A 21,040-nucleotide genomic window follows, 5' to 3' on the forward strand; every position below is an offset into this window, starting at 1 on the left:
CGATGGCCTCCATTTATATCAGGCCAATTCTTCCAGCAAGGCTTTCACCTGCCCAAGCAGACGACGGGATACCGGAGGCGTCTGCTCGGTACCACCGAGCGTGACCACCGTCCCCGATGCCTGCTTGCGCAGGCCGGTAATATACTCCACTGCAACAATCGCGCCGCGATGTACACGCACAAAGCGCTCGCCGAATTCTGCTTCCAGTTCCTTGAGGGATTCATCCAGCACCGTTTCGCCACCAGAGTGATGGGCGATGACGTATTTGTCTTCGGCGATAAAGCAGCGGATATCTTCCACGTCAATCAATTGCACACCGCGGCGGCTCACCGCTTTTATCTGGCGGCGGCCGCCGCTGGCAGGTGATGATTTCGGTTCGGCTTGCAGCAGTTGTGGTTTGCTCAGTCTTCGCGCCTGGGCAATCGCCTGTGCCAGTTGTTCCACATTGACGGGCTTGAGCAGGTAACCCGATGGAGCAACCGCAAAGGCAGGGAGCGCAAACTCATCGTGGGCGGTGCAGAATATGATCGCAGGCGGGTTGGGTCGGTTGGTGATTTGGGTGGCGAGTTGGAGCCCGTTTTCTCCGGGCATTTCGATATCCAGTAACAACAGGTCCGGGTCGAGTGAATCCAGCTGTTGTAACGCGCTTTCCCCATCGGCAGCTTCTCCCAGCAGTTGGCAACCATGAATAGTTTGCAACTGTCGGGCCAATCTGGCCCGCGCCAGCGGCTCGTCATCGACGATCAGAACACCCAGCGGACGTTCAGCGGTACTCTCAAGGGAACCATCGAGAGTACTCATCCAACCACCTCCACTGAACGCACTGCGACTGGCTCAGTTGTTCTGGCTTCTGCACGGGCGTTTAACGGTAGCCGTATTTCTACGACATATTTTTCTTCACGCTTTTCCGCAATAAAGTGGAAGCGCTCACCGTAAAACGCACTGAGACGCTGGCGAATATTTTCCATCGCCATTCCATTTCCCGAATGAACATGGTCCACATGGACATTACGGTTGTTTTCCGTCCCAGTTTTTCCGTCAGACTCTGCAATAGGATTATGAATCGACAATAGCAGTTCGCGGGACTCTCTGCCAATGACATTTTGACGACGACCGAATTTACTCGGGACAATATTTTCACGGATGGAAACTTCAATGGTGCCACCGCGACGCAAACGCGCGACACCGTGCAGCACCGCATTTTCCAGCAATGGCTGCAATAGCATTGAAGGCAACTCCGCAGGCCCGGAAAAATCATCCACCTGCCAGGATTGCTGCAGGCGATCACCGAGTCGCAGGGACTCAATTTCCAGGTAATGTTTCGCCAGCGAAATTTCCTGCTCCAGCGGTACCATTTTGGAGTCTGCCAGGGATGCGCGAAACAATACGCAGAGATCTTCCACCAGTTTTTCCGCGCGCTCCGGATCCACCGCGATCAGGCTGGCGAGGCTGTTCATACTGTTGAACAGAAAGTGCGGGCGGATACGGGATTGCAGGGCTTCGATACGGGCGCCGAGCTCCGCCTGCTGCTGGTTGTGCAACTGCTGCTGCACATAGGCGTAACGCAGTACCACTCCCGCACAGATTGCGCCGACCAGGAAGTTGGCCAATAGCGACAGCCAGGCGATCGGCATACCGGTCATATCCGCAGCCCACCAGTGCTGAGCTACAAGCACCCCAAGCAAGACCGCGAGCACCGTGGAATAGCTGAGCGCCGCCGCAACCTTGTGGGAAAGACGCGCCAGAATGGGACGCATACGGCACAGGATCGCGGCAGACGGCAGTACCGCCCACTGCACGGTGAGGGATACCAGTCCCAGACGCTGCCAGTTAAACGGCGCCAGTCCGTCGGTGGCAAGCACCAGCACCAGCGCCAGCAATTCACCCATCAACACTAGCGCAGCCACACCGGTCACGCTGCACAGGTCCGGGAGGAAGTGAGGAGAGTCGTGATGAGCATCCTCGATGAGGGAGTTCCCGGAGCCCAGACGCGCAGAATCTTTGCCATTGGGGGCAATTTCGCGAATTTGCTGCGCTATAATGCCCGCCGCTTGCGCGGGCCGGGAAGATGTCATACCACGTTATCTTTATTCTGGACCTGCCAACTAGGCAAAGAAGATACCGCCATCCCGGATCGACTTCCACATCACCATTCACAAACCCAGTCACATTCGACCAGAGGCAGCATGAGCAACGATAACTCCTCCGCAAATACCGCACAGAACCCCGCAGCCAAGCTGTGGGGCGGCCGCTTCAGTGAAGCCACCGATGCGTTCGTGGAGCGCTTTACTGCCTCGGTGATGTTTGACCAACGCATGGCACTGGAAGACATACAGGGCTCTCTGGCCCACGCGCAGATGCTGTCGGAAGTGGGTGTACTGACCGGGGACGAGTTCAAGCAGATCGAGGGTGGCCTCAAGGACATCGCCGAGGAGATCAAGGCCGGTGAATTCCCCTGGTCCGTAGCGCTGGAAGACGTGCATATGAACATCGAGGCGCGGCTGACCGACCGCATCGGTGCCACCGGCAAGAAGCTGCACACCGGCCGCTCCCGCAACGATCAGGTGGCCACCGATATCCGCCTGTGGCTGCGCAACCGCATCGACCAGATAGCCTCTGAGCTAACCCGCCTGCAGACCGGCCTGGTAGACCTGGCCGAGCGGGAAGCGGATACCATCATGCCGGGTTTCACCCACCTGCAATCCGCGCAGCCGGTCACCTTCGGCCATCACCTGCTGGCCTGGAACGAGATGCTGACCCGGGATTACGAACGCCTGATGGACTGCCGCAAGCGCGTTAATCGCTCGCCATTAGGTGCCGCCGCGCTGGCCGGCACCAGCTACCCGATCAATCGCGCGCGCACCGCCGAGCTGCTGGGCTTTGACGCCCCCACCGAGAACTCCCTGGATTCCGTCAGCGACCGCGACTTCGCCATCGAATTCTGCGCCTTCAGCGCCCTGCTGCTGACGCACCTGAGCCGCGCCAGTGAAGAACTGGTGCTGTGGACCTCCAGCCAGTTCGACTTTATCGACCTGCCCGATCGCTTCTGCACCGGCTCCTCCATCATGCCGCAGAAGAAAAACCCGGACGTGCCGGAACTGGTCCGCGGCAAGACCGGCCGCGTGAATGGCCACCTGATTGCCCTGCTGACCCTGATGAAGAGCCAGCCGCTGGCCTACAACAAGGACAACCAGGAAGACAAAGAACCGCTGTTCGACGCCGCCGATACCGTACTGGACTGCCTGCGCGCCTTCGCGGATATGGCGCCGGCACTGAAGCCGAAGAAAGAAAATATGCTCGCTGCCGCCGGCAAGGGCTTCTCCACCGCCACCGACCTGGCGGATTACCTGGTGCGCAAAGGCGTGGCCTTCCGCGATGCCCACGAGATTGTTGGCCAGTCCGTGGCATTTGCCATTGAAAAGGACTGCGATCTGGCGGATCTCAGTCTGGAAGAATTGCAGAAGTTTTCCGATGTGATCGGGGAGGATGTATTCGACGTGCTGACCCTGGAAGGCTCCGTCGCCGCCCGGGATCATATTGGCGGCACTGCGCCGACTCAGGTGCGGGCTGCCTGCGAGCGTGCCCGCAAGCTGATTGCTTCGCGCTAAGTTTTCGTGGATTAGGCCGGGCAACGCCCGGCTCAACTCCGGGATGACAATTAAGACTTATAGGCCGAGAGAAACGGCCGCTCCCTGCTGCTCGCTCAACACCCGATCCAACAGGGTCGGCAGGTCTTCACCGGTGGTTGTACATTTCCAGCCAGGCATCTCGAATTTCAGGTGATAACCACCAGAACGCGCAGCGACCCATAACTCTTGCACCGCACTCTGGCGGGACAGGATTACCTGGGTGCCATTATCTTCAAGCGTGATGGTCAACACCGAGTCCGATCGCTCGTAATCCATATCCACATCGCAGTTGTCGAGGGCATCCTCGACGGCAATCAGGGTTTCTTCGATAGCGGCATTGTATGCGGGCTGGGAATCGGCCTGGGTCATGGGTCGTTACTACTGTTACTGTGTTGTTGGGAAGCTCGGGTCGCTATACTAGCAGGCTTTTCCGGTCTTCTCGTCCCGCTTGAATGCGGCAGATATAGCCAAGGCAGTCCCCGATGCGCACACCCATGATCTCACAGGTCACTCTTATGGCCGCCCTCTCCGCCGCCTTGATGTTAGTCGCCTGTGGCCAGAAGGGCCCTCTCTACCTGCCTCAGGATCCCGCATCACCCTCAACGAGTTCAAGCACCAGCGGCATCCACAGCCACGGCCAACCCGGGGCGGTGCAGACACCACAAAGCAGTCAGGACGAAACGGAATCCGAACAGCAAACCGAGCAACACACGGAAGCAGAAGCAGTAACCAAATGAGCGAATTCTCCTACCAGCAGGGAAGCCTGTGGGCCGAGGGCGTAAGCCTGGAACAGATTGCCGAGCAGTTCGGCACCCCCACTTACGTCTACAGCCGCGCCCACTACGAGCGCCAGTACCAGGCCTATGCCGACGCCCTGGGCGATCATCCTGGCCTGATCTGCTACGCCATCAAGGCCAACAGCAACCTCGGCATCCTGTCGGTGCTGGCACAGCTGGGTGCCGGTTTCGATATCGTCTCCGCCGGTGAGCTGGAACGGGTACTGATGGCCGGCGGTGATCCCAGCAAAGTCGTATTTTCCGGCGTGGGCAAGACCGCCGATGAAATGCGCCGCGCGCTGTCTGTCGGCGTGCATTGTTTCAATGTGGAATCCGAAGGCGAGCTCGACCGGCTGGAAGCAGTGGCCGCCGAGATGGGCGTCACCGCACCGGTATCCCTGCGGGTGAACCCGGATGTGGACGCCATGACCCACCCGTATATTTCCACAGGCCTGAAAGAGAACAAGTTCGGCATCGCCATCGAGCGTGCCCGCGCGGTGTACGCACGCATTGCCGCTTCCGAGAGCCTCAATGCGGTGGGTGTGGACTGCCATATCGGCTCCCAGCTCACCGAGATCTCCCCTTTCCTCGACGCCCTCGACCGCCTGCTGGCGCTGATCGACGAGCTGGCCGAAGATGGCACCAAACTCAAGCACCTGGACCTGGGCGGCGGTCTCGGTGTGCGCTACCGCGGTGAAGAACCGCCGGAAGTGAGCGACTACCTCGGCGCGGTGAAGGAAAAACTTGCCGGCCGCGATCTGGCCCTAGTGCTGGAACCGGGCCGCTCCATCGCCGCCAACGGCGGTGCCCTGCTGACCCGGGTGGAATACCTGAAGCGCACCGACGAGCACAACTTTGCCATCGTCGACGCCGCCATGAACGACAACCTGCGCCCGGCGCTATACCAGGCGTGGCAGGATATCGTTGCGGTCACCCCGTCCAATGGCGACACTGAGAGCTGGGATATTGTCGGCCCGGTGTGCGAGACCGGCGATTTCCTCGGCAAACACCGCCCGCTGGCACTGGAGCAGGGTCAGCTACTGGCCATGTTATCCGCTGGCGCCTACGGGTTTACCATGAGCTCCAACTACAACTCCCGCACTCGCGCCGCGGAAGTACTGGTGGACGGGGACAAGACCTACCTGGTGCGCGCGCGGGAGACCCTGGCGGACCTGGTGCGCGGCGAGACTACGGTACCGGCCAGGGACTGACAGAAAAGGATTGAGCTCGTTTGGTGGATGCGCTTTGCGGATCCACCCTGCGGGATGGCTTGGAATTAGGTGTAGGGTGGATAAGCGCAAGCGCATCCACCAACAAGAGAAACAGAATGCGGCTTAAATTCACCAAAATGCACGGCCTCGGCAACGACTTTGTCATGGTCGACGGCATCACCCAGCGGGTGAAGCTGTCACCGGAGAAGGTTCGCCAGATCGCCGACCGCCACACCGGCATCGGGTGCGATCAGCTGTTGCTGGTGGAAGCCCCGCGTAATCCGGACGTCGACTTCCGTTACCGCATCTACAACGCGGACGGCAGCGAAGTGGAGAACTGCGGTAACGGCGCCCGCTGTTTTGCGCGCTTTGTGCGCGACCGCCGCCTGACCAGCAAGGAGCAGATCCTGGTGGAAACCGCTGCCGGTATTCTTGAGCTGAAAGTGGGCGAGAAAGACCAGGTGAGCGTGGATATGGGTGAGCCGATTCTGGAGCCCGCCAAAGTACCCTTTCAGGCGGACATTCAGGCCGAAAGCTACCCGCTGGAAGTCGACGGCGAGATGTACAACGTCGGCGCCGTGTCCATGGGCAACCCCCACGCGGTACTGCTGGTGGAAGATGTCACCAAGGCGCCGGTGGAAACCCTTGGCGCCGCCATCGAGTGCCACCCGCGCTTTCCCGCCAGGGTGAACGTGGGCTTCCTGCAGATCGAGGATCGCGGCAAAGCGTGCCTTCGGGTATTTGAACGGGGCGTGGGTGAGACCCGTGCCTGCGGCACCGGTGCCTGTGCCGCCATGGTCTCTGCGCGCCTGCGCGGCCTGGTGGACGAGGAGCTGCAGATCACCCTCCCCGGTGGCACCCTGACGATCCACTGGCCGGGACCCGGCGAGCCGGTTACCATGACCGGGCCCACTGCGGCGGTATATCACGGACAGATCGTGCTCTGAGGCTCTGCTTAGCAACAGCCGACCGAGCGCACCCAGATAACCAGATAACGACCCGGACCATGACCGATCACAGCGATGCCCCCCTGCTCGATAGCGAAGTCGAGGCCAACTTGGACCGCCAGGAAGCCGCCGACAGCGAAAACCAGCGCAACAAGAAGCTGCTTTCGCGACAGGTGGCCCGCTACCTGATCCAGAACCCCACCTTCTTTGCCGAGAACATGGAGCTGCTGGAAACCATCCAGCTTCCCAGGGAATCCGGTAAGACCGTGTCGCTGATGACCCACCAGACCAACCTGCTGCGCGAGCGCAACATAGAGATGCGCCAGCGCCTCGACCAGCTGCTGCAGGCCGCACGGGAAAATGATCAGCTGTTTACCCACAGCCGCCAGCTGGTGTTGGCACTGCTGGAAGCGCGCACCGTTGCTGAAGCCGGCAACGCACTGTTAAAAAGCTTTAAAGAAGATTTTCAGGTCGAGACTACCGCCCTCACCCTGTTCGGCCCCCTGCCCGGTTCCAGCAGCAAGCTCGGTGCCGTACGCAGCAGTTCACGCACCAGCGCGGAAAGCGCCATAGGTTCCATTCTGCGCAACGGTCGCACCGTGTGCGGCACCCTGCGTCCTTCAGAGACCGCTTATCTGTTCGGCGACGGGGCGGACAAGGTGGCCTCTGCGGCGGTGGTCCCGCTGGCGGACCAGCTGGGTATCCTGGCGGTCGGCTCCAGTGACCCCAATCATTACCGCTCCAGCCTCGGCACCATGTTCCTGTCGTATATCGGAGAAGTACTCGAACGACTGCTACCGGATCTGCTGGCACGCAGCTGATCTCCATTGATCATTGCCGCTCGGTTTTTTTGAAGATGCCCGGGTATCGGGCGTGGCGGGGGCGGAGGGGAACTGGACCCCGGCATTTGCCGGGGTGACGCATTCGATCTACGGGTGGCTTTCCTGGTGGAACACTACCGTTCGATTCCCTCGTCCTGCCGGCGGTGCCGGCACCCAGTGTTTTCCTTCGTTCAGCGCGCCTAGTCGCTCAAGACTAGATAGGCCGGCTACCGTACTTCGGCTGCGGCTTGCGCGGAGGGTCTGCAGTTACATCCGGTGCCACCTCATCGATGGCGCCGCCTCTGGCGAGGAAAGCCTCGACTTCGGCACTCAGTTGGCTGCGGGCCCGCTGGCGGGAGGAAAGCGTGCGCTCTTCTGCAAAATCCTCGGTGTCTTTCACTCGAGCACTGGACTGGTCGTCTTTCATGTCATTTACCCTGTAACTTGATACCCCTTGTTACAGAGGGAATACCCCTGCTGCCGCAGCAAGTCTCTAACGAACATCCTGTTCCACCGGCGGCCCATTCACTTTTCACAGTCGCTAAAACATCAGCCACCGAGAAAACGGCAAATAAAATCCGCCGGGCAGAAGATTTCCTGCGGCGAAATATTTATAGGCAGTGTCCAACCAGGCTGCCAGAAAAGGTTCCCATTTCCGGTAGAGTTTTTTTGTGCGGTTTTTACCCGATTTATTGCTGTTGGTTATGCTTTTTTGGGCGCCACACTTTTGACGTCACACTCGAGATAGAGAGCCTTTTCACGCCTTGAAACCTGAGTCCACCGAGCGATTTATTCCGGGCACAAAAAAGCCCCGCAGAGCGGGGCTTAGAAAACACTGTGTCCGATTCTTTGATCAGACCGCTTCGCTGCCGGTTTCCCCGGTACGAATACGGATAACTTCTTCGAGCGCAGTGATAAAGATTTTACCGTCACCGATTTTACCGGTCTGTGCCGCTTTGGTAATGGCTTCAACGGCGCTGTCGACCATGCTGTCGTCCACCGCCAGTTCCAGTTTTACCTTGGGCAGAAAATCCACCACGTATTCGGCGCCACGGTACAGTTCGGTGTGACCCTTCTGACGGCCGAAGCCCTTCACCTCGGTCACGGTCATGCCCTGCACGCCGACTTCGGACAGTGCGGTGCGCACGTCGTCCAGTTTGAATGGCTTAACCACAGCCGTAATCAATTTCATTCGCTTATCCCCTGATTATGGTTCTTGCGGGTACCGGCCCGAAAACCGGTACCGGAAGATTATTTTACCGCCAGCGGGGAGTGGTCCCGACACTGGCGGCTACCTATGAGCGCTTATTTGCTCATAAATTCCGGATAAGCTTCCATTCCGCACTCGGCCAAGTCAACACCTTGCTGCTCTTCTTCTTCGGTAACACGGATACCGGTGATGAGCTTCAGGGCATACCAGACCGCGAAGGAGGCGGCGAATACCCACACGAAGATGGTGGCTGCGCCGATCAGCTGACCGCTGAAAGAGGAGCCGTCGTTGGTCACCGGTACCAGCAGCAGACCCAGCAGACCAACCACACCGTGCACGGAGATGGCGCCAACAGGATCGTCGATCTTCAGCTTGTCCAGAGTGAGGATGGAGAAGACCACCAGGATGCCACCCAGGGCGCCGAACAGGGTTGCCTGCAGGGCAGTCGGGGTAGAAGGCTCAGCGGTGATCGCTACCAGGCCAGCCAGTGCGCCGTTCAGCAGCATGGTCAGGTCGGCTTTGCCGAACAGGATACGGCCGGTAATCAGAGCGGCGACAGCACCACCCGCGGCAGCGGCGTTGGTGTTCAGGAATACCATGGCAACAGAGTGCGCGTTGGCTGCATCGCCCAGTTTCAGCACGGAACCGCCGTTGAAGCCGAACCAGCCCATCCACAGGATGAAGGTACCCAGCGTCGCCAGCGGCAGATTGGCACCGGGGATGGCGTAGATTTCGCCGTTCGGGCCGTATTTGCCTTTACGTGCGCCCAGCAGCAGAACGCCAGCCAGAGCGGCAGCAGCACCCGCCATGTGCACGATGCCGGAACCGGCAAAGTCGGAGAAGCCCAGGTCGCCCAGGTTGTACAGGCCGAATACTTCCGCACCGCCCCAAGTCCAGGAACCTTCCATCGGGTAGATGAAGCCAGTCATCACAACGGCAAACACCAGGAAGCTCCACAGGCGCATACGCTCGGCAACGGCACCGGAAACGATGGACATTGCGGTGGCGACAAACACAACCTGGAAGAAGAAGTCGGAAGCACCGGAGTAAACGGAGTCACCTTCGAAACCGTTTTCTGCGGATGCAGTGAGAACACCCTCGAGGTCGAAGGCTTCGATGCCGCTCAGCAACCAGCCGCCGTCGTACATGATGGCGTAGCCGCAGACCAGATACATGGTGCACGCGATCGCAAACAGCGCTACGTTTTTAGTAAGAATTTCTGTGGTGTTTTTAGAACGCACCAGGCCAGCTTCCAGCATGGCAAAGCCTGCCGCCATCCACATGACCAGTGCACCACACACTAGGAAATAAAATGTATCAATTGCGTACTGCAATTGAAAAATTTGATTTTCCATTTTTCGCTCCGTTTAACCCAAACTATCCCGAGTCGCCCCGGCAGTTATTGTCTATTGATCAAAGAATCGTTCTGGCAATCTGTTCTATTAATTAGATCGCTTCCGCGCCGGTCTCACCGGTGCGAATACGGATTGCCTGCTCAAGGTTTGCAACAAAAATCTTGCCGTCGCCGATCTTGCCGCTTTGCGCTGCAGTGCCGATGGCTTCCAGCACGGCGTCGACCTGGCTGTCTTCAACGGCGATCTGCAACATGGTTTTGGGCAGAAAATCCACCACATACTCCGCTCCGCGATAGAGCTCGGTATGCCCTTTCTGCCGCCCAAAACCTTTGACTTCGCTCACGGTAATACCACTGACGCCGGCTTCTGCCAGCGCATCGCGCACTGCGTCGAGCTTGAATGGTTTGATGACTGCGGTTACCAGTTTCATGGTCTCCCCCCTAAATATGAGAGCCCACACAAAGGTGGGCTCAATGCGTTTTGCTGTTACCAGCTGTAAGAAGCACCAGCCAGTACGGTTGGCTCACACCAGTCGGTGTAGAAACACTCCTTGTCGCTTACATCGGTTCCGACCAGAGAAGCACTCAGCGCGAGACCGCCAAACTCCTTGCCGACAGAGACGGAGTAGTCGATGTAGGAATCAGATCCATCCAGGAAAACTTCTTCGTCAAACAGGTTGAGGCCGGCGCTCAGGTCCAGAGAAATATCGTTGGCCAGGGCGAAGGAGTAGCCGGCACTCAGATAGTAAAAAGCACCGCTTTGCAGCCAGTAGTCGTCAGAGTAGGCAAAGCCTACGGAGGCATCGCCGAAGCTCAGGCTGCCGTAAACTTCCTGGTAGTCTTCATCCCAGTCACTGCCGTGGTAGGCGTAATAGATGTAGCCAACGTCATAGCCAACGCCACCAGCAGTTTCTCCGGCGTAACCGCCGTAGAAATCCTGCTCAAATTTGGTTTCATCAGCGCCGTAGGCAAAGTCAACCTGAGAAGCCCAGGTACCCAGGTACACACCGTTGCCCAGGTCGAGGTCCACACCGCCCTGAATGGCCGGACCAGTGTCGGTTTGGGAAATACCGCGGAAGCGATAGTCACTTACCACGCCAACGTTTGCACTGAAACTGGGGCCAGAATCTTCCGCAGTAGCCGCACTGGAAATAGCCATCGCCAGCACGCTACCGGAAACGATCGCTGCAACTTTTTTATTGAAATTAAAATCCACTTTTTGGTTCTCCTAGATCTCTGTGTGAAGTACTCGTCTTGGTTTTTTTTATTTATTGCGGCTTCGACTTCGCCGGGGATACGGCACTCGCCGCACTCGCCCAGGCACTTCACTGAAGACCTATCCCCTGCCTGCATTGCCAGGGCGATTTGCACAGGGGTACTTGCAGAGATGGTGCCAACTTTGAAAAGGCGTCGGGAATTCAACGACTTAGGCGGGTTTCGAAGGGGAATTCACGGGCTTGCCAAGACTGTCACCGGCGCCCCTGCCCGATTACAGTGCGCACCAATTTGGAACCTGCACCGCAAGCGGGCACTTTTGTGGTGAGGCCCACCTAGGCGCGAACCAATACAGCGCACACTGTTCACGCCTTGGTGGTCAAACCCGGCTGCGGTACTATTTACCGCTATTGAAATGGGTTTTCGTAGTGGAGAATTGCGCTTGGCAGCGGAAAAATTGCAACAGTTACTCGATGAACTGCAACAACAAGGGGCAGTTATCACCTCAGATCTGCGGGATGCCCTGGAAGTGGCGCTGGGCAAATTGCCCCTGGTAAGCCAGCGGGAATTCGACACCCAAGCGGCCAAGCTCGCCCGGGCAGAAGAGAAGCTCGCGCTGCTGGAAGCGCAAGTGCGCGAACTGGAAGTCAGGCTCGGCGACTGACCGCGAGCGCGCGACAACGCGTGAAAAACAACACATCACGGAAGACTATTTTTCAGGGAAGAAAAAGTGAGCCTATCCATTACCTTTGCCCGCGCCCAACTTGGCGTGGAAGCGCCACTGGTAACCGTTGAAATCCACCTGGCCAACGGTTTGCCCGCGTTCAATATCGTCGGCCTGCCGGAAGCCGCAGTGCGCGAGAGCCGCGACCGGGTGCGCAGCGCCATCATCAACAGCCACTTCGAATTTCCGCAGCGGCGAATCACCGTCAATCTGGCCCCGGCAGACTTACCCAAGGCCGGCGGACGCTACGATCTCGCCATAGCCCTCGGTGTGCTGGCCGCCTCCGGCCAAATCCCGGGGGAAACCCTCGAGCAGTTTGAATTTATTGGTGAACTGGCGCTTTCGGGCAGCCTGCGCCCCATTCCCGGCGCCCTGCCCGCGGCCATCGCCTGTGGCGACAGCGGACGCACCCTGGTGATCGCGTCCGAGTCCGCCGCCGAGGCGGCGCTGATCAAGGCGCCAGTAAAAGCCGCGTCCAGCCTGTTGCAGGTGTGCGCCCAGCTACACGGGCGCGAACCGCTGCCCGACGCCCTGGTGGACGATACCCAGGATGAAGTGCTCTGTGCCGATCTGGCGGACGTGCGCGGCCAGCTCAAGGCGCGGCGGGCGCTGGAGGTCGCCGCCGCAGGTAGCCACAATCTGCTTTTTTACGGTCCACCGGGAACAGGAAAGACCATGCTCGCCAGCCGCCTACCGGGCATCCTGCCGCCATTGACGGAGCGTGAGCTGATTGAAGTAGCCGCGCTCTATTCCAGCGCCGGGCTTAGCCGCATTCGCCAGCGCCCATTTCGCGCGCCCCACCACTCCGCCTCCCCCACCGCTCTGGTGGGCGGCGGCAGCAACCCTCGCCCGGGGGAGATCAGCCTGGCGCACCGCGGCGTGCTGTTTCTCGATGAAATGCCAGAATTTCCCCGCTCTGCTTTGGAAATTTTGCGGGAACCGCTGGAGAACGGCGAGGTACGCATTTCCCGTGCACGCGCCCAGGTCACCTTCCCTGCGGACTTCCAACTAGTGGCCGCGATGAACCCCTGCCCCTGTGGCTATCTGGGCGAATCCCGCTGTCGCTGCACTCCGGATCAGATCGACCGCTACCGCAACAAACTGTCCGGGCCGCTATTGGATCGCATTGATATGCAGGTGGAAGTGGCAAGTATGAGCGCGGCACAGTTGCAGGAAGCCCCGGCCGGGGAGAAGTCAGCGGTGGTGCGGGAGCGGGTGCGCACGGCGCGGGCAATCCAGCAGCAGCGCCAGGGGAAAATTAACGGAGAACTGCAGGGCCGCGAACTGGATGAACACTGCCGGCTGGGTAAAACAGAAAGTGCTTTACTTCGTGCGTCGGTGGAAAAACTCGGCCTGTCTGCGCGGAGCTACCACCGCGTATTGAAAGTTGCACGCACCCTAGCGGATTTGAATCAGCAGAAAGAGATTGGCACAGGCCAGATCGCCGAAGCCCTGGCCTATCGCAACCTGGATCGTAAACCTATCGTGCCGGCCTAGCACTGTACTCTGCGGGAGCCCGCGAGATTCTGGCCTCAGCGCTTTTTCGCCTGCATTAACCACCGATCCAGCTGATCCGCAAACGCCTTGCGCTCCTGCTGCCCCAGTGGCGGCGGCCCACCAGTATGCACACCGCTGGAGCGCAGGGTCTCCATAAAGTCGCGCATGTTCAGACGCGCGCGGATATTGGCTTTGGAGTATTTTTCTCCGCGGGGGTTGAGCGCGGTGGCGCCCTTGTCGATCACCTCTGACGCGAGGGGAATATCCGCGGTAATGATCAGATCCCCCTCACTACAGCGCTGTACGATCTCATTGTCGGCAACGTCGAAGCCTGAGGAAACCTGCAACGCACGAATAAACTTCGACGGGGGTACCCGCACAGGCTGATTAGCAACGAGGGTCAATTCAGTTTCGGTGCGCTCGGCGGCGCGGAACAGGATTTCTTTGATGACCGTGGGGCAGGCATCAGCATCCACCCAGATTTTTGGCATTAATCGGACTCTCTCGATAGTGAGGGCGGTTGATGGTCAGCGGGCGCACCCTGGTCACATTTTTTGCAGTCGAGCTCGAAACCCAGCATTTCCCGGCGCCCTTCCACCGTGGTCACCCAGGGACGGTTCTGCCAGGGTGGGTCGTGGCGCACGTGCTGGTTGTGACCGCAGGCCAGCTGCGCCACCCAGTGGTGTTCTTCATCCCGATGATAACCGGTAATGGCCTGCCGCATGGGGTAAAGCCTCCTGTATTGCGAGCGCCGATCGACGGTGCGGTCAATATTATCCCACAGCGCGACGCAGCCAATTTCCATTGCGGCTGATAGAATCCGCCCTTCGTCCTTTTCCGTCTCTTCCACTGCAGTTGTACCCATGACCAAACTCAATCCGCGCCAGGCGGAAGCAGTCAAATACATCGATGGTCCCTGCCTGGTATTGGCCGGCGCCGGCTCCGGCAAGACCAGCGTAATCACACGGAAAATCGCCTATCTGATCGAACAGTGCGGCTATCAGGCACGAAATATCGCGGCCCTGACGTTTACCAACAAGGCCGCGCGGGAAATGAAAGAGCGGGTCGGCAAGCTGATCACCGGTCCCGACGGCAAGAAATCCAAGGCCTCCCACGGTCTCACCGTGTCCACCTTCCACAATCTGGGCCTGAATATTCTGCGCAAGGAATACCGCGCCGCCGGCTTCAAGCCCGGCTTCTCGATCTTCGACTCAGAAGACGCCCGTGGTCTGATCAAGGAACTGATGCTGCGCGACGGCGATCTGGACACCGACCTGCTGGACCGGGTGCAGAACCAGATTTCCAACTGGAAGAACGACATGCTGCCCCCGAAAAAGGCCCTGGAAACCGCCCAGAGCCCGGGCGAACAGGCCATGGCGGTGGCCTACGGGCGCTACTGCGACGCCCTCAAGGCCTACAACTCCGTCGACTTCGACGACCTGATCATGATCCCGGTGCAGCTGTTCGACACCGACCCCGAACTGCTGCAGCGCTGGCGCCGCAAGATCCGCTACCTGCTGGTGGACGAATACCAGGACACCAACAGCTCCCAGTACCTGCTGGTGAAAATGCTGGTGGGCAGCGGCGGCGGCCTCACCGTGGTGGGTGACGACGACCAGTCCATCTACGCCTGGCGCGGGGCGCGCCCGGAGAATATGAGCCAGCTGAAGCAGGATTATCCCAACCTGCGCCTGATCAAGCTGGAACAGAACTACCGCTCCACCAGCCGTATCCTCAAGGTGGCCAACCACCTGATCGCCCACAACCCGCACGAGTTCGACAAGGCCCTGTGGTCCGACCGCGGCCTCGGCGACGAAATCCGTGTGCTGAAGGTGGCCAACGAGAACGAGGAAGCCGAGCGCGTCGCCAACGAAATCTTCCTGCAGAAGGCCCGCCGCGGTTGCCAGTTCAAGGACTTCGCCGTGCTCTACCGGGGCAACCATCAGGCGCGCCTGATCGAGATGAAGCTGCAGGAAAACCAGATCCCCTACCAGCTCTCCGGCGGCACCAGCTTCTTCGCCCGCGCCGAGATCAAGGACGTCATGTCCTACCTGCGCCTGCTGGTCAACCCGGACGACGACAACGCCTTCCTGCGTATCATCAACACCCCGCGCCGCCAGATCGGCACCAGCAGCCTGGAAGCGCTGGGCAACTACGCCAAGGGCCGTGAGATCTCCATGCTGAGCGCCTGTTCAGAGCTGGGCTTCAAGGAGCACATTACCGAAGCGGGCTACGAGCGCCTCAACCGCTTCGCCCACTGGCTGGAAGGAGTGGCGCGCAACTGCCGCGACAACAGCCCGGAGTCCGCACTGCGAGAAATGCTCGACGATATCGACTACGCCGGCTGGCTGTCGCAAAACGCCAGCAGTGAGAAGGTCGCCGAGAAGCGCATGGAAAACGTCTACTGGCTGCTCGACAGCCTGATGAAAACCATGGAAGGCACCGACGACGAGCTGGAGCAGGACGTACGCCTGGAACAGGCCATCTCCAAACTGATCCTGCGCGACATGCTTGACCGCCAGGAAGAAGAGGAAGCCACCGACAAGGTCAGCCTGATGACCCTGCACGCCTCCAAGGGCCTGGAATACCCCCATGTGTTCATGATCGGCATGGAAGAAAACCTGCTGCCCCACCGCAACAGCATTGAAGACGACAATATCGAAGAAGAGCGCCGCCTCACCTATGTGGGTATCACCCGCGCCCAGAAAACCCTGACCATGACCCTGGCGGGCAAGCGCAAGATGTTCGGCGAAAACCAGGACACCACCCCCAGCCGCTTTCTCGAAGAGCTGCCGGAGGAGGACTGTATTTTTGAAGGGTTTGGCAAGGCGACCCCTGAGCAGAATCAGGCCAAAGGGGCGGAGACGCTGGGGTCGCTGCTCAGCATGTTTGACTAAACGGCAGGGCCGAAGGCGCCGTGAGTACCTGGAGCGGTCGGAACGCCGTTTAGCACAGCCGAAGGCTGCCCGAAGGGCGAGGTGATGCGGCACACCGACCAGGGACGGCCCGAGTGACTAAGCACTCACCGAAAAGCCTCTTCTTCGTCATGCCGGACTCGATCCGGCATCCAGCCCCTGGACACCGGCCTGCGCCGGTGTAACGGTAGCGGGGGAACCGAAAACGCCAAAATTCACGCACAAAAAAAGCCGCTCAGTGAGCGGCTTTTTCATTCAGTAAGCGAGCAGTCGCTTACTTGCTGCCTTCCACCATATGATCAACGGCAGCCTTCACTTCATCGTCGGAACAGGTCATACACAGACCCTTCGCCGGCATGGCGTTAAAACCGTTGATGGCGTGGGTGTAGAGCGTGTCCATACCTTTTGCTACACGCGGGCCCCAGGCACCGGCATCACCCATTTTCGGCGCACCAGCAGCGCCTGTTGCGTGACAGGCCGCACAGTGGGCACTGTATACGTCGCTGCCGCTACGGGCTCCACCAGATGAGGCGGCTGCTGCAGGCGCTGCCGCTGCACACTCGTCACCCTTCATGCAGGTCTCGCCTGCCGGCGCGATGCGCTCTGCAATCTCTTCGTCTACAGAAGACTGGGCCACAGCTACTGCCGCGCCAGCCGCTACGGCCAGCGCCGCGATAAAACTCAAAACACCTTTCATCCATTCCCCCTAAAGGCCCAAGCCGGCCCGTAGATTTCGGCGCTATCGCCATAAACCTCTACCAAACAGCCGCGCATTATAAGCATAGCGCCCGCCCCTGCGAAGGCCCGTGCACCATAACTGGACCAATCCCCCAATTTCCTTTGCCCTGCCACAGCCCTTCTGTATAATCCGCCCCCGCGCTAGGGTTCTCTAACCCCTTGATTTGGCGCCGATTTGGCTGTGAAGGCCAGTGTATTCCGCCCGTAGCTCAGCTGGGTGAGGCAAGCGCTTGCAAGGCATCGCCTTGCGCGCAGCCGAACGACACCCATCTATGATGGGTGGCCGGTCCCGAGCAACGCGAGGGGAGCGTCGCCGGAAGCCGCAGGCTTCCCGCCCTGACTCAGGCACGGCGCGAATGTAAAAAATCAGAGTTTTCCGCCCGTAGCTCAGCTGGATAGAGCGTCGCCCTCCGGAGGCGAAGGTCAGAGGTTCGAATCCTCTCGGGCGGGCCATATAAAAGAAAGGCCACCCAACGGGTGGCCTTTCTTTTATATCGTCCCAAGCCCTAGGGCTTCGCCCAATTCCCAGGTTCGACCCGGAGGCGCATAGCGCCGGAGAGCAGCGACCGCAGGGAGCTAATCCTCTCGGGGGCATTGCGTTTATGCCACCCCAAGCCCTAGGGCTTCGCCCAATTCCCAGGTTCGACCCGCAGGCGCTCCAAGCCAGCGCTAATCCTCCCGCCCACTGACCCTTTCAAAACTCAGATTCCAGATAGCACAAATCTCCCCAAGTTCATCCAGTGCCCTAGCTGCACAATCATCCCCTATCGTTACCGCGACACATTGGGTACAGACCACAACTTTCTCGCAGCCCGCAAGCGCCGATAGCCGCTCGTAAAAAATAGCCTCCTCCTCTCTACAGCGGAAAACCGGCGCGGACAGCTCAATATTCAAAACGGACCCCTCCTCCACTAGCGCCAGCTTCACTTATTCTAATTTAAGCTTCTCTATATACTCTTTCAGAACACGCGCCTGATTATGCTCTTCATCCTTGGCACCGTAGAGCAGTACCAGCGGTTCACCGGAAACTTCTTCCAGCTGCGCTTTTACTTCGTCTTTATTCTCTTTTAATTCAGAGAGATATTTTTTCCGAAAGCTTCCCCATTTCTCGGGATCATGGTCGAACCACTGTCGGAGTTCATCGCTGGGCGCCAGGCTCTTCCAGTGATCATCCAGATTCGCCTCGTCCTTGGAGATCCCGCGCGGCCACAAGCGGTCTACCAGCACGCGATAGCCTCCGGTAGTCCCGTCTTCGTATATGCGACACGTTTCAACCTGCATTCTTTCGGCCTCCTCAGGGTATCGACTCCCCTACACAGCGTTGTAGCCTTTCAATGCGCTTACGGCCACCTGGCTGCAGCGACTGTCGACAAGTTGCTCAGTGGTTTTCCCATCACGCCGGTCAAGCAGACTGAAGATACGGCTTATTTAAAGTCGATGTGGATATATCCCCGTCTGCGCACACGGTTATCCACAATGAAGTTCCCCACAGTTTCCCGGGGTAGACCTGTGAATATCTGCTGGATATCTCTCACCAGCCCAGCGGGGTCATCGCCATGGGCGCGGCGATCAAAATAACGCCAGCCAATATCGTCTGGCAAAAGGCTGTTGCGAACGAATGTCATATTCCAGTCACAGCCCCGACGCATTTGCTCTCTAACATCCGGCTTTTTGCACAGACCATCAACGCTGGAGTTACCATGAATCATCTTTTCCGGGGGAAATTTCCCGTTTCCATCCTCGCTACCCTGATCGCGGCCTCTGCCGCGCCTGCAGTGGCGCAGACCGCGCCGGAAGACATCGAGGAAGTGATTGTCACCGCGCAAAAGCGCTCCCAGTCCATAGTGGACGTGCCGGTAACCATCAGCAGCCTGGATGGCGATACCCTGGAAGTGCTGGGTATCGACCGCTTCGACACCCTGTCGGATATGGTACCCGGCCTGGTGGTGCAGCAGCAGAGCGTCAACAACAACGGCTATGTGATCCGCGGTCTCACCTCGGACGATGGCAGCGCGCCGGGCGCTGCGCGGGTTTCGGTCTATCTGAACGGCACCGATGTATCGCGCTCGCGCGCCTCCTATTTCGAGGTGTACGACATGGAGCGTATCGAGGTGGTGAAAGGACCGCAGGCCACCCTGTTTGGCACCGCAGCCTCCATCGGCGCCATGAGTTTTATCACCGCAAAGCCCCAGCAGGAATTTGCCTCGTCCCTGACGGTGGCAGCGGGCAACTTCGATATGCAGAAAGTCGAGGGCATGGTGACCGGCGGTAATGACATAGTGCAGGGGCGCGTGGCCTTTACCAGTCGCGAGCGCGCCGGCTACGTGGAAAATACCAGCGGCGAGGCGGATCTGAACGGCTATGAACGCCAGGCGTTTCGCCCGAGCCTGCGCATCACCCCCAGCGACGATCTGACCATTGACCTGGTATACAACCACGATGAAGCCACCGATCCCGGCACGGCGTTTGTCAGCCGCGAACTGCTGTTCACCGACAACGCCGCCCTCAGTGTTCCGGACAATAACGTACTGGGCATGAACGACGTGGGTGTGGACCGCACCGTAAGCGATTTCAATGCGACGGTCAGCTGGGACCTGAACGACCAGCTCGCGCTCACCTATATCGGCGCACAGCGCGATTACGACTCTCTGGAAGCCTTCGACGCTGACGGCACCGGGTTTGAGATGCTGAACTTTTCCGAAGACGCCACCGGTGACCAGACCAGCCACGAACTGCGCCTGAATTTCAGCGGTGACAAGATCAACGGCTTTGTCGGCGCCAGCTATTTCGCAGAAAGCGCGCAGCAATCGGTGGGTTACGCCAGTGACGAAGGCACCTTCCTGAGCTGCTCCGGCGGTCTCGCCGCGGCTGGTATTGCCGGCTGTAATGTCGATACCACTGCCCTGCTCACTGGTGGCGCAGTATCTGAGCTGCTGTATGAAAGCGAGTTCACCAATACCGCCGACAACAGCAACCTCAACCTGTTCGCGGACGTCGCCTATCAGATCAGCTCACGTCTCGAGGCCACCGCCGGCGTACGACTGGTGCAGGAAGAACGCGAGTCCGGCTATGTCAGCACCCTGCCCAATTCCATGCTGCTCGCAGCTCTGGGCATCGACAGCGACCTTTTCTTCGGCCTGCTGCCCAACACCGATGGCATCCTCATTCAGGGGGATACCGACAACTCCGCCGTGCTGCCGCGCTTCAACCTGCTCTACAGCGTCAGCGATAACATAAATGTTTACGGCACCGTGTCCCGCGGCGAGCGCTCTGAAATTGTGGATATGTCCTCCGGTAGCGAAAGCATTCTGCCTTCAGAGGAGATCGACAACTACGAGCTGGGTATCAAGGGGCGCCTGGGCGATACACCGCTGGATTACACCCTGGCGGCTTTCTACCAGAATTACGAAAATTTCCAGGTCAATGTGGTGGATCAGGAAAGCGGCCAGAGCCGCACGGAAAATGCGGGCTCCGCTACCAACACCGGTCTGGAAGCGGAACTGCGCTGGTATCCCACAGAACAGCTGCAGATCCTGGCCAACGCCGCCTGGATTGATGCGGGTATCGACGACGATTCCGGCAACGGCAGCTATGCCGGCAACCAGTTCCGCCTGCAGCCGGAACTGACCGCCGCACTGGGTTACATTTATGAAACACCGATCAACGGCGCACTGCTGTTCACCAGCAGCGGCAACTGGAGTTATCGCTCTTCCGTGTACTTCGATATCGCCAACCAGTACGAAGAAGATGCGGTGGATCTGCTGAGTCTGCGCGCGGGCATTGCCGCCAGTGATCGCAACTGGGCACTTACCCTGGCAGCCAGCAATCTGCTGGACGAGGAGTACATCATGGATGCGGGTAATACCGGCGGCGCCTTCGGCTTCCCCACCTACATCGAGGGTGCACCGCGTATGGTCAGTGTGGAATTCAACAAGCGTTTCGGCGCATTCTGATTCCCTGCCTGGCGGCAGTCCAGACGCCAGACCACAAAAAAGCCAGCACC

22 protein-coding genes and 1 tRNA gene are annotated in these 21,040 nt (G+C 59.2%); 10 read left to right on the forward strand and 13 right to left on the reverse strand.

Translation table 11 applies throughout. The features are described from left to right. Positions 1 to 18: 18 nt before the first annotated feature. Entirely contained in the window at positions 19 to 801 is a 783-nt protein-coding gene (locus AU11_RS13005) for a LytTR family DNA-binding domain-containing protein (RefSeq protein WP_051687240.1), read from the reverse strand. After that, complete coding sequence (locus AU11_RS13010) at positions 798 to 2,075, reverse strand: sensor histidine kinase (RefSeq protein ID WP_051687241.1); 1,278 nt, start codon at positions 2,073 to 2,075, stop codon at positions 798 to 800. Before AU11_RS13010 ends, AU11_RS13005 begins: the two co-directional genes overlap by 4 nt. Before the next feature lie 111 nt (positions 2,076 to 2,186). On the opposite strand from AU11_RS13010, the gene argH reads away from it, so the two are divergent. After that, a complete protein-coding gene (argH, locus tag AU11_RS13015) occupies positions 2,187 to 3,608 on the forward strand; it encodes an argininosuccinate lyase (protein WP_043319760.1) in 1,422 nt (473 codons plus the stop codon). 57 nt (positions 3,609 to 3,665) lie between these two features. Here the strand turns inward: argH and cyaY are convergent, their stop codons facing one another. Beyond that, positions 3,666 to 3,998, reverse strand: coding sequence for an iron donor protein CyaY (gene cyaY, locus AU11_RS13020; protein ID WP_043319761.1), 333 nt, complete (start codon positions 3,996 to 3,998; stop codon positions 3,666 to 3,668). 146 nt (positions 3,999 to 4,144) lie between these two features. Between cyaY and AU11_RS13025 the strand changes: the two genes are divergently transcribed. From AU11_RS13025 to AU11_RS13040, 4 genes are all read left to right on the forward strand, one after another. Continuing rightward, positions 4,145 to 4,366: a lipoprotein gene (locus AU11_RS13025; protein WP_231491904.1), complete on the forward strand. Its 222-nt coding sequence runs from the start codon at positions 4,145 to 4,147 to the stop codon at positions 4,364 to 4,366. Further along, positions 4,363 to 5,616, forward strand: a complete 1,254-nt coding sequence (gene lysA, locus AU11_RS13030) for a diaminopimelate decarboxylase (RefSeq protein ID WP_043319763.1) — start codon at positions 4,363 to 4,365, stop codon at positions 5,614 to 5,616. The genes AU11_RS13025 and lysA overlap by 4 nt, the downstream gene beginning before the upstream one ends. Before the next feature lie 116 nt (positions 5,617 to 5,732). Then, positions 5,733 to 6,563, forward strand: coding sequence for a diaminopimelate epimerase (dapF, locus tag AU11_RS13035; RefSeq protein WP_043319765.1), 831 nt, complete (start codon positions 5,733 to 5,735; stop codon positions 6,561 to 6,563). A gap of 59 nt (positions 6,564 to 6,622) precedes the next feature. Continuing rightward, positions 6,623 to 7,384, forward strand: coding sequence for a DUF484 family protein (locus AU11_RS13040; protein WP_081848107.1), 762 nt, complete (start codon positions 6,623 to 6,625; stop codon positions 7,382 to 7,384). Positions 7,385 to 7,598: 214 nt separating this feature from the next. On the opposite strand, the gene AU11_RS13045 is transcribed toward AU11_RS13040, so the two are convergent. The 5 genes from AU11_RS13045 to AU11_RS13065 form a co-directional block, all read right to left on the reverse strand. Beyond that, a complete protein-coding gene (locus AU11_RS13045; protein WP_043319766.1) occupies positions 7,599 to 7,811 on the reverse strand; it encodes a hypothetical protein in 213 nt (70 codons plus the stop codon). Between the two features lie 426 nt (positions 7,812 to 8,237). Further along, entirely contained in the window at positions 8,238 to 8,576 is a 339-nt protein-coding gene (locus tag AU11_RS13050; protein WP_043319767.1) for a P-II family nitrogen regulator, read from the reverse strand. A 113-nt stretch (positions 8,577 to 8,689) separates the two neighbouring features. Continuing rightward, on the reverse strand, positions 8,690 to 9,949 hold the full coding sequence (locus tag AU11_RS13055) for an ammonium transporter (protein ID WP_043319768.1): 1,260 nt from the start codon (positions 9,947 to 9,949) through the stop codon (positions 8,690 to 8,692). Positions 9,950 to 10,040: 91 nt separating this feature from the next. Further along, entirely contained in the window at positions 10,041 to 10,379 is a 339-nt protein-coding gene (locus AU11_RS13060; RefSeq protein ID WP_043319769.1) for a P-II family nitrogen regulator, read from the reverse strand. A 56-nt stretch (positions 10,380 to 10,435) separates the two neighbouring features. Beyond that, a complete protein-coding gene (locus tag AU11_RS13065) occupies positions 10,436 to 11,164 on the reverse strand; it encodes a TorF family putative porin (RefSeq protein WP_043319770.1) in 729 nt (242 codons plus the stop codon). A gap of 441 nt (positions 11,165 to 11,605) precedes the next feature. Here AU11_RS13065 and AU11_RS13070 point away from each other — a divergent pair, with 441 nt between their 5' ends. After that, positions 11,606 to 11,827: an accessory factor UbiK family protein gene (locus tag AU11_RS13070; protein ID WP_043320513.1), complete on the forward strand. Its 222-nt coding sequence runs from the start codon at positions 11,606 to 11,608 to the stop codon at positions 11,825 to 11,827. A gap of 66 nt (positions 11,828 to 11,893) precedes the next feature. Beyond that, positions 11,894 to 13,384, forward strand: coding sequence for a YifB family Mg chelatase-like AAA ATPase (locus tag AU11_RS13075; RefSeq protein WP_043319771.1), 1,491 nt, complete (start codon positions 11,894 to 11,896; stop codon positions 13,382 to 13,384). 35 nt (positions 13,385 to 13,419) lie between these two features. On the opposite strand, the gene AU11_RS13080 is transcribed toward AU11_RS13075, so the two are convergent. Together AU11_RS13080 and AU11_RS18590 are read right to left on the reverse strand one after the other, a co-directional pair. Continuing rightward, complete coding sequence (locus tag AU11_RS13080; RefSeq protein ID WP_043319772.1) at positions 13,420 to 13,875, reverse strand: YaiI/YqxD family protein; 456 nt, start codon at positions 13,873 to 13,875, stop codon at positions 13,420 to 13,422. Then, positions 13,875 to 14,249 (reverse strand): DUF3565 domain-containing protein, encoded by a 375-nt coding sequence (locus tag AU11_RS18590; RefSeq protein ID WP_231491906.1) that lies wholly within the window; start codon positions 14,247 to 14,249, stop codon positions 13,875 to 13,877. The genes AU11_RS13080 and AU11_RS18590 overlap by 1 nt, the downstream gene beginning before the upstream one ends. Here AU11_RS18590 and rep point away from each other — a divergent pair. Continuing rightward, positions 14,248 to 16,281 carry a DNA helicase Rep gene (rep, locus tag AU11_RS13090; RefSeq protein WP_043319774.1) on the forward strand — a complete coding sequence of 678 codons (2,034 nt, stop codon included), beginning with the start codon at positions 14,248 to 14,250 and terminating at the stop codon, positions 16,279 to 16,281. The genes AU11_RS18590 and rep overlap by 2 nt on opposite strands. Before the next feature lie 292 nt (positions 16,282 to 16,573). Here the strand turns inward: rep and AU11_RS13095 are convergent, their stop codons facing one another. Continuing rightward, entirely contained in the window at positions 16,574 to 16,996 is a 423-nt protein-coding gene (locus AU11_RS13095; RefSeq protein ID WP_043319775.1) for a cytochrome c5 family protein, read from the reverse strand. Between the two features lie 417 nt (positions 16,997 to 17,413). Between AU11_RS13095 and AU11_RS13100 the strand changes: the two genes are divergently transcribed. Beyond that, positions 17,414 to 17,490 (forward strand) — tRNA-Arg (locus AU11_RS13100). A gap of 474 nt (positions 17,491 to 17,964) precedes the next feature. On the opposite strand, the gene AU11_RS13110 is transcribed toward AU11_RS13100, so the two are convergent. Both AU11_RS13110 and AU11_RS13115 read right to left on the reverse strand, forming a co-directional pair. Next, complete coding sequence (locus AU11_RS13110; protein WP_043319777.1) at positions 17,965 to 18,318, reverse strand: DUF488 domain-containing protein; 354 nt, start codon at positions 18,316 to 18,318, stop codon at positions 17,965 to 17,967. A gap of 143 nt (positions 18,319 to 18,461) precedes the next feature. Continuing rightward, positions 18,462 to 18,686: a hypothetical protein gene (locus tag AU11_RS13115; RefSeq protein ID WP_156035312.1), complete on the reverse strand. Its 225-nt coding sequence runs from the start codon at positions 18,684 to 18,686 to the stop codon at positions 18,462 to 18,464. Positions 18,687 to 18,737: 51 nt separating this feature from the next. Between AU11_RS13115 and AU11_RS13120 the strand changes: the two genes are divergently transcribed. After that, complete coding sequence (locus AU11_RS13120; RefSeq protein WP_043319780.1) at positions 18,738 to 20,990, forward strand: TonB-dependent receptor; 2,253 nt, start codon at positions 18,738 to 18,740, stop codon at positions 20,988 to 20,990. The last annotated feature ends 50 nt before the right edge of the window (positions 20,991 to 21,040 follow it).

This window comes from Microbulbifer sp. HZ11 (genome assembly GCF_000708675.1).
GTDB lineage: Bacteria > Pseudomonadota > Gammaproteobacteria > Pseudomonadales > Cellvibrionaceae > Microbulbifer.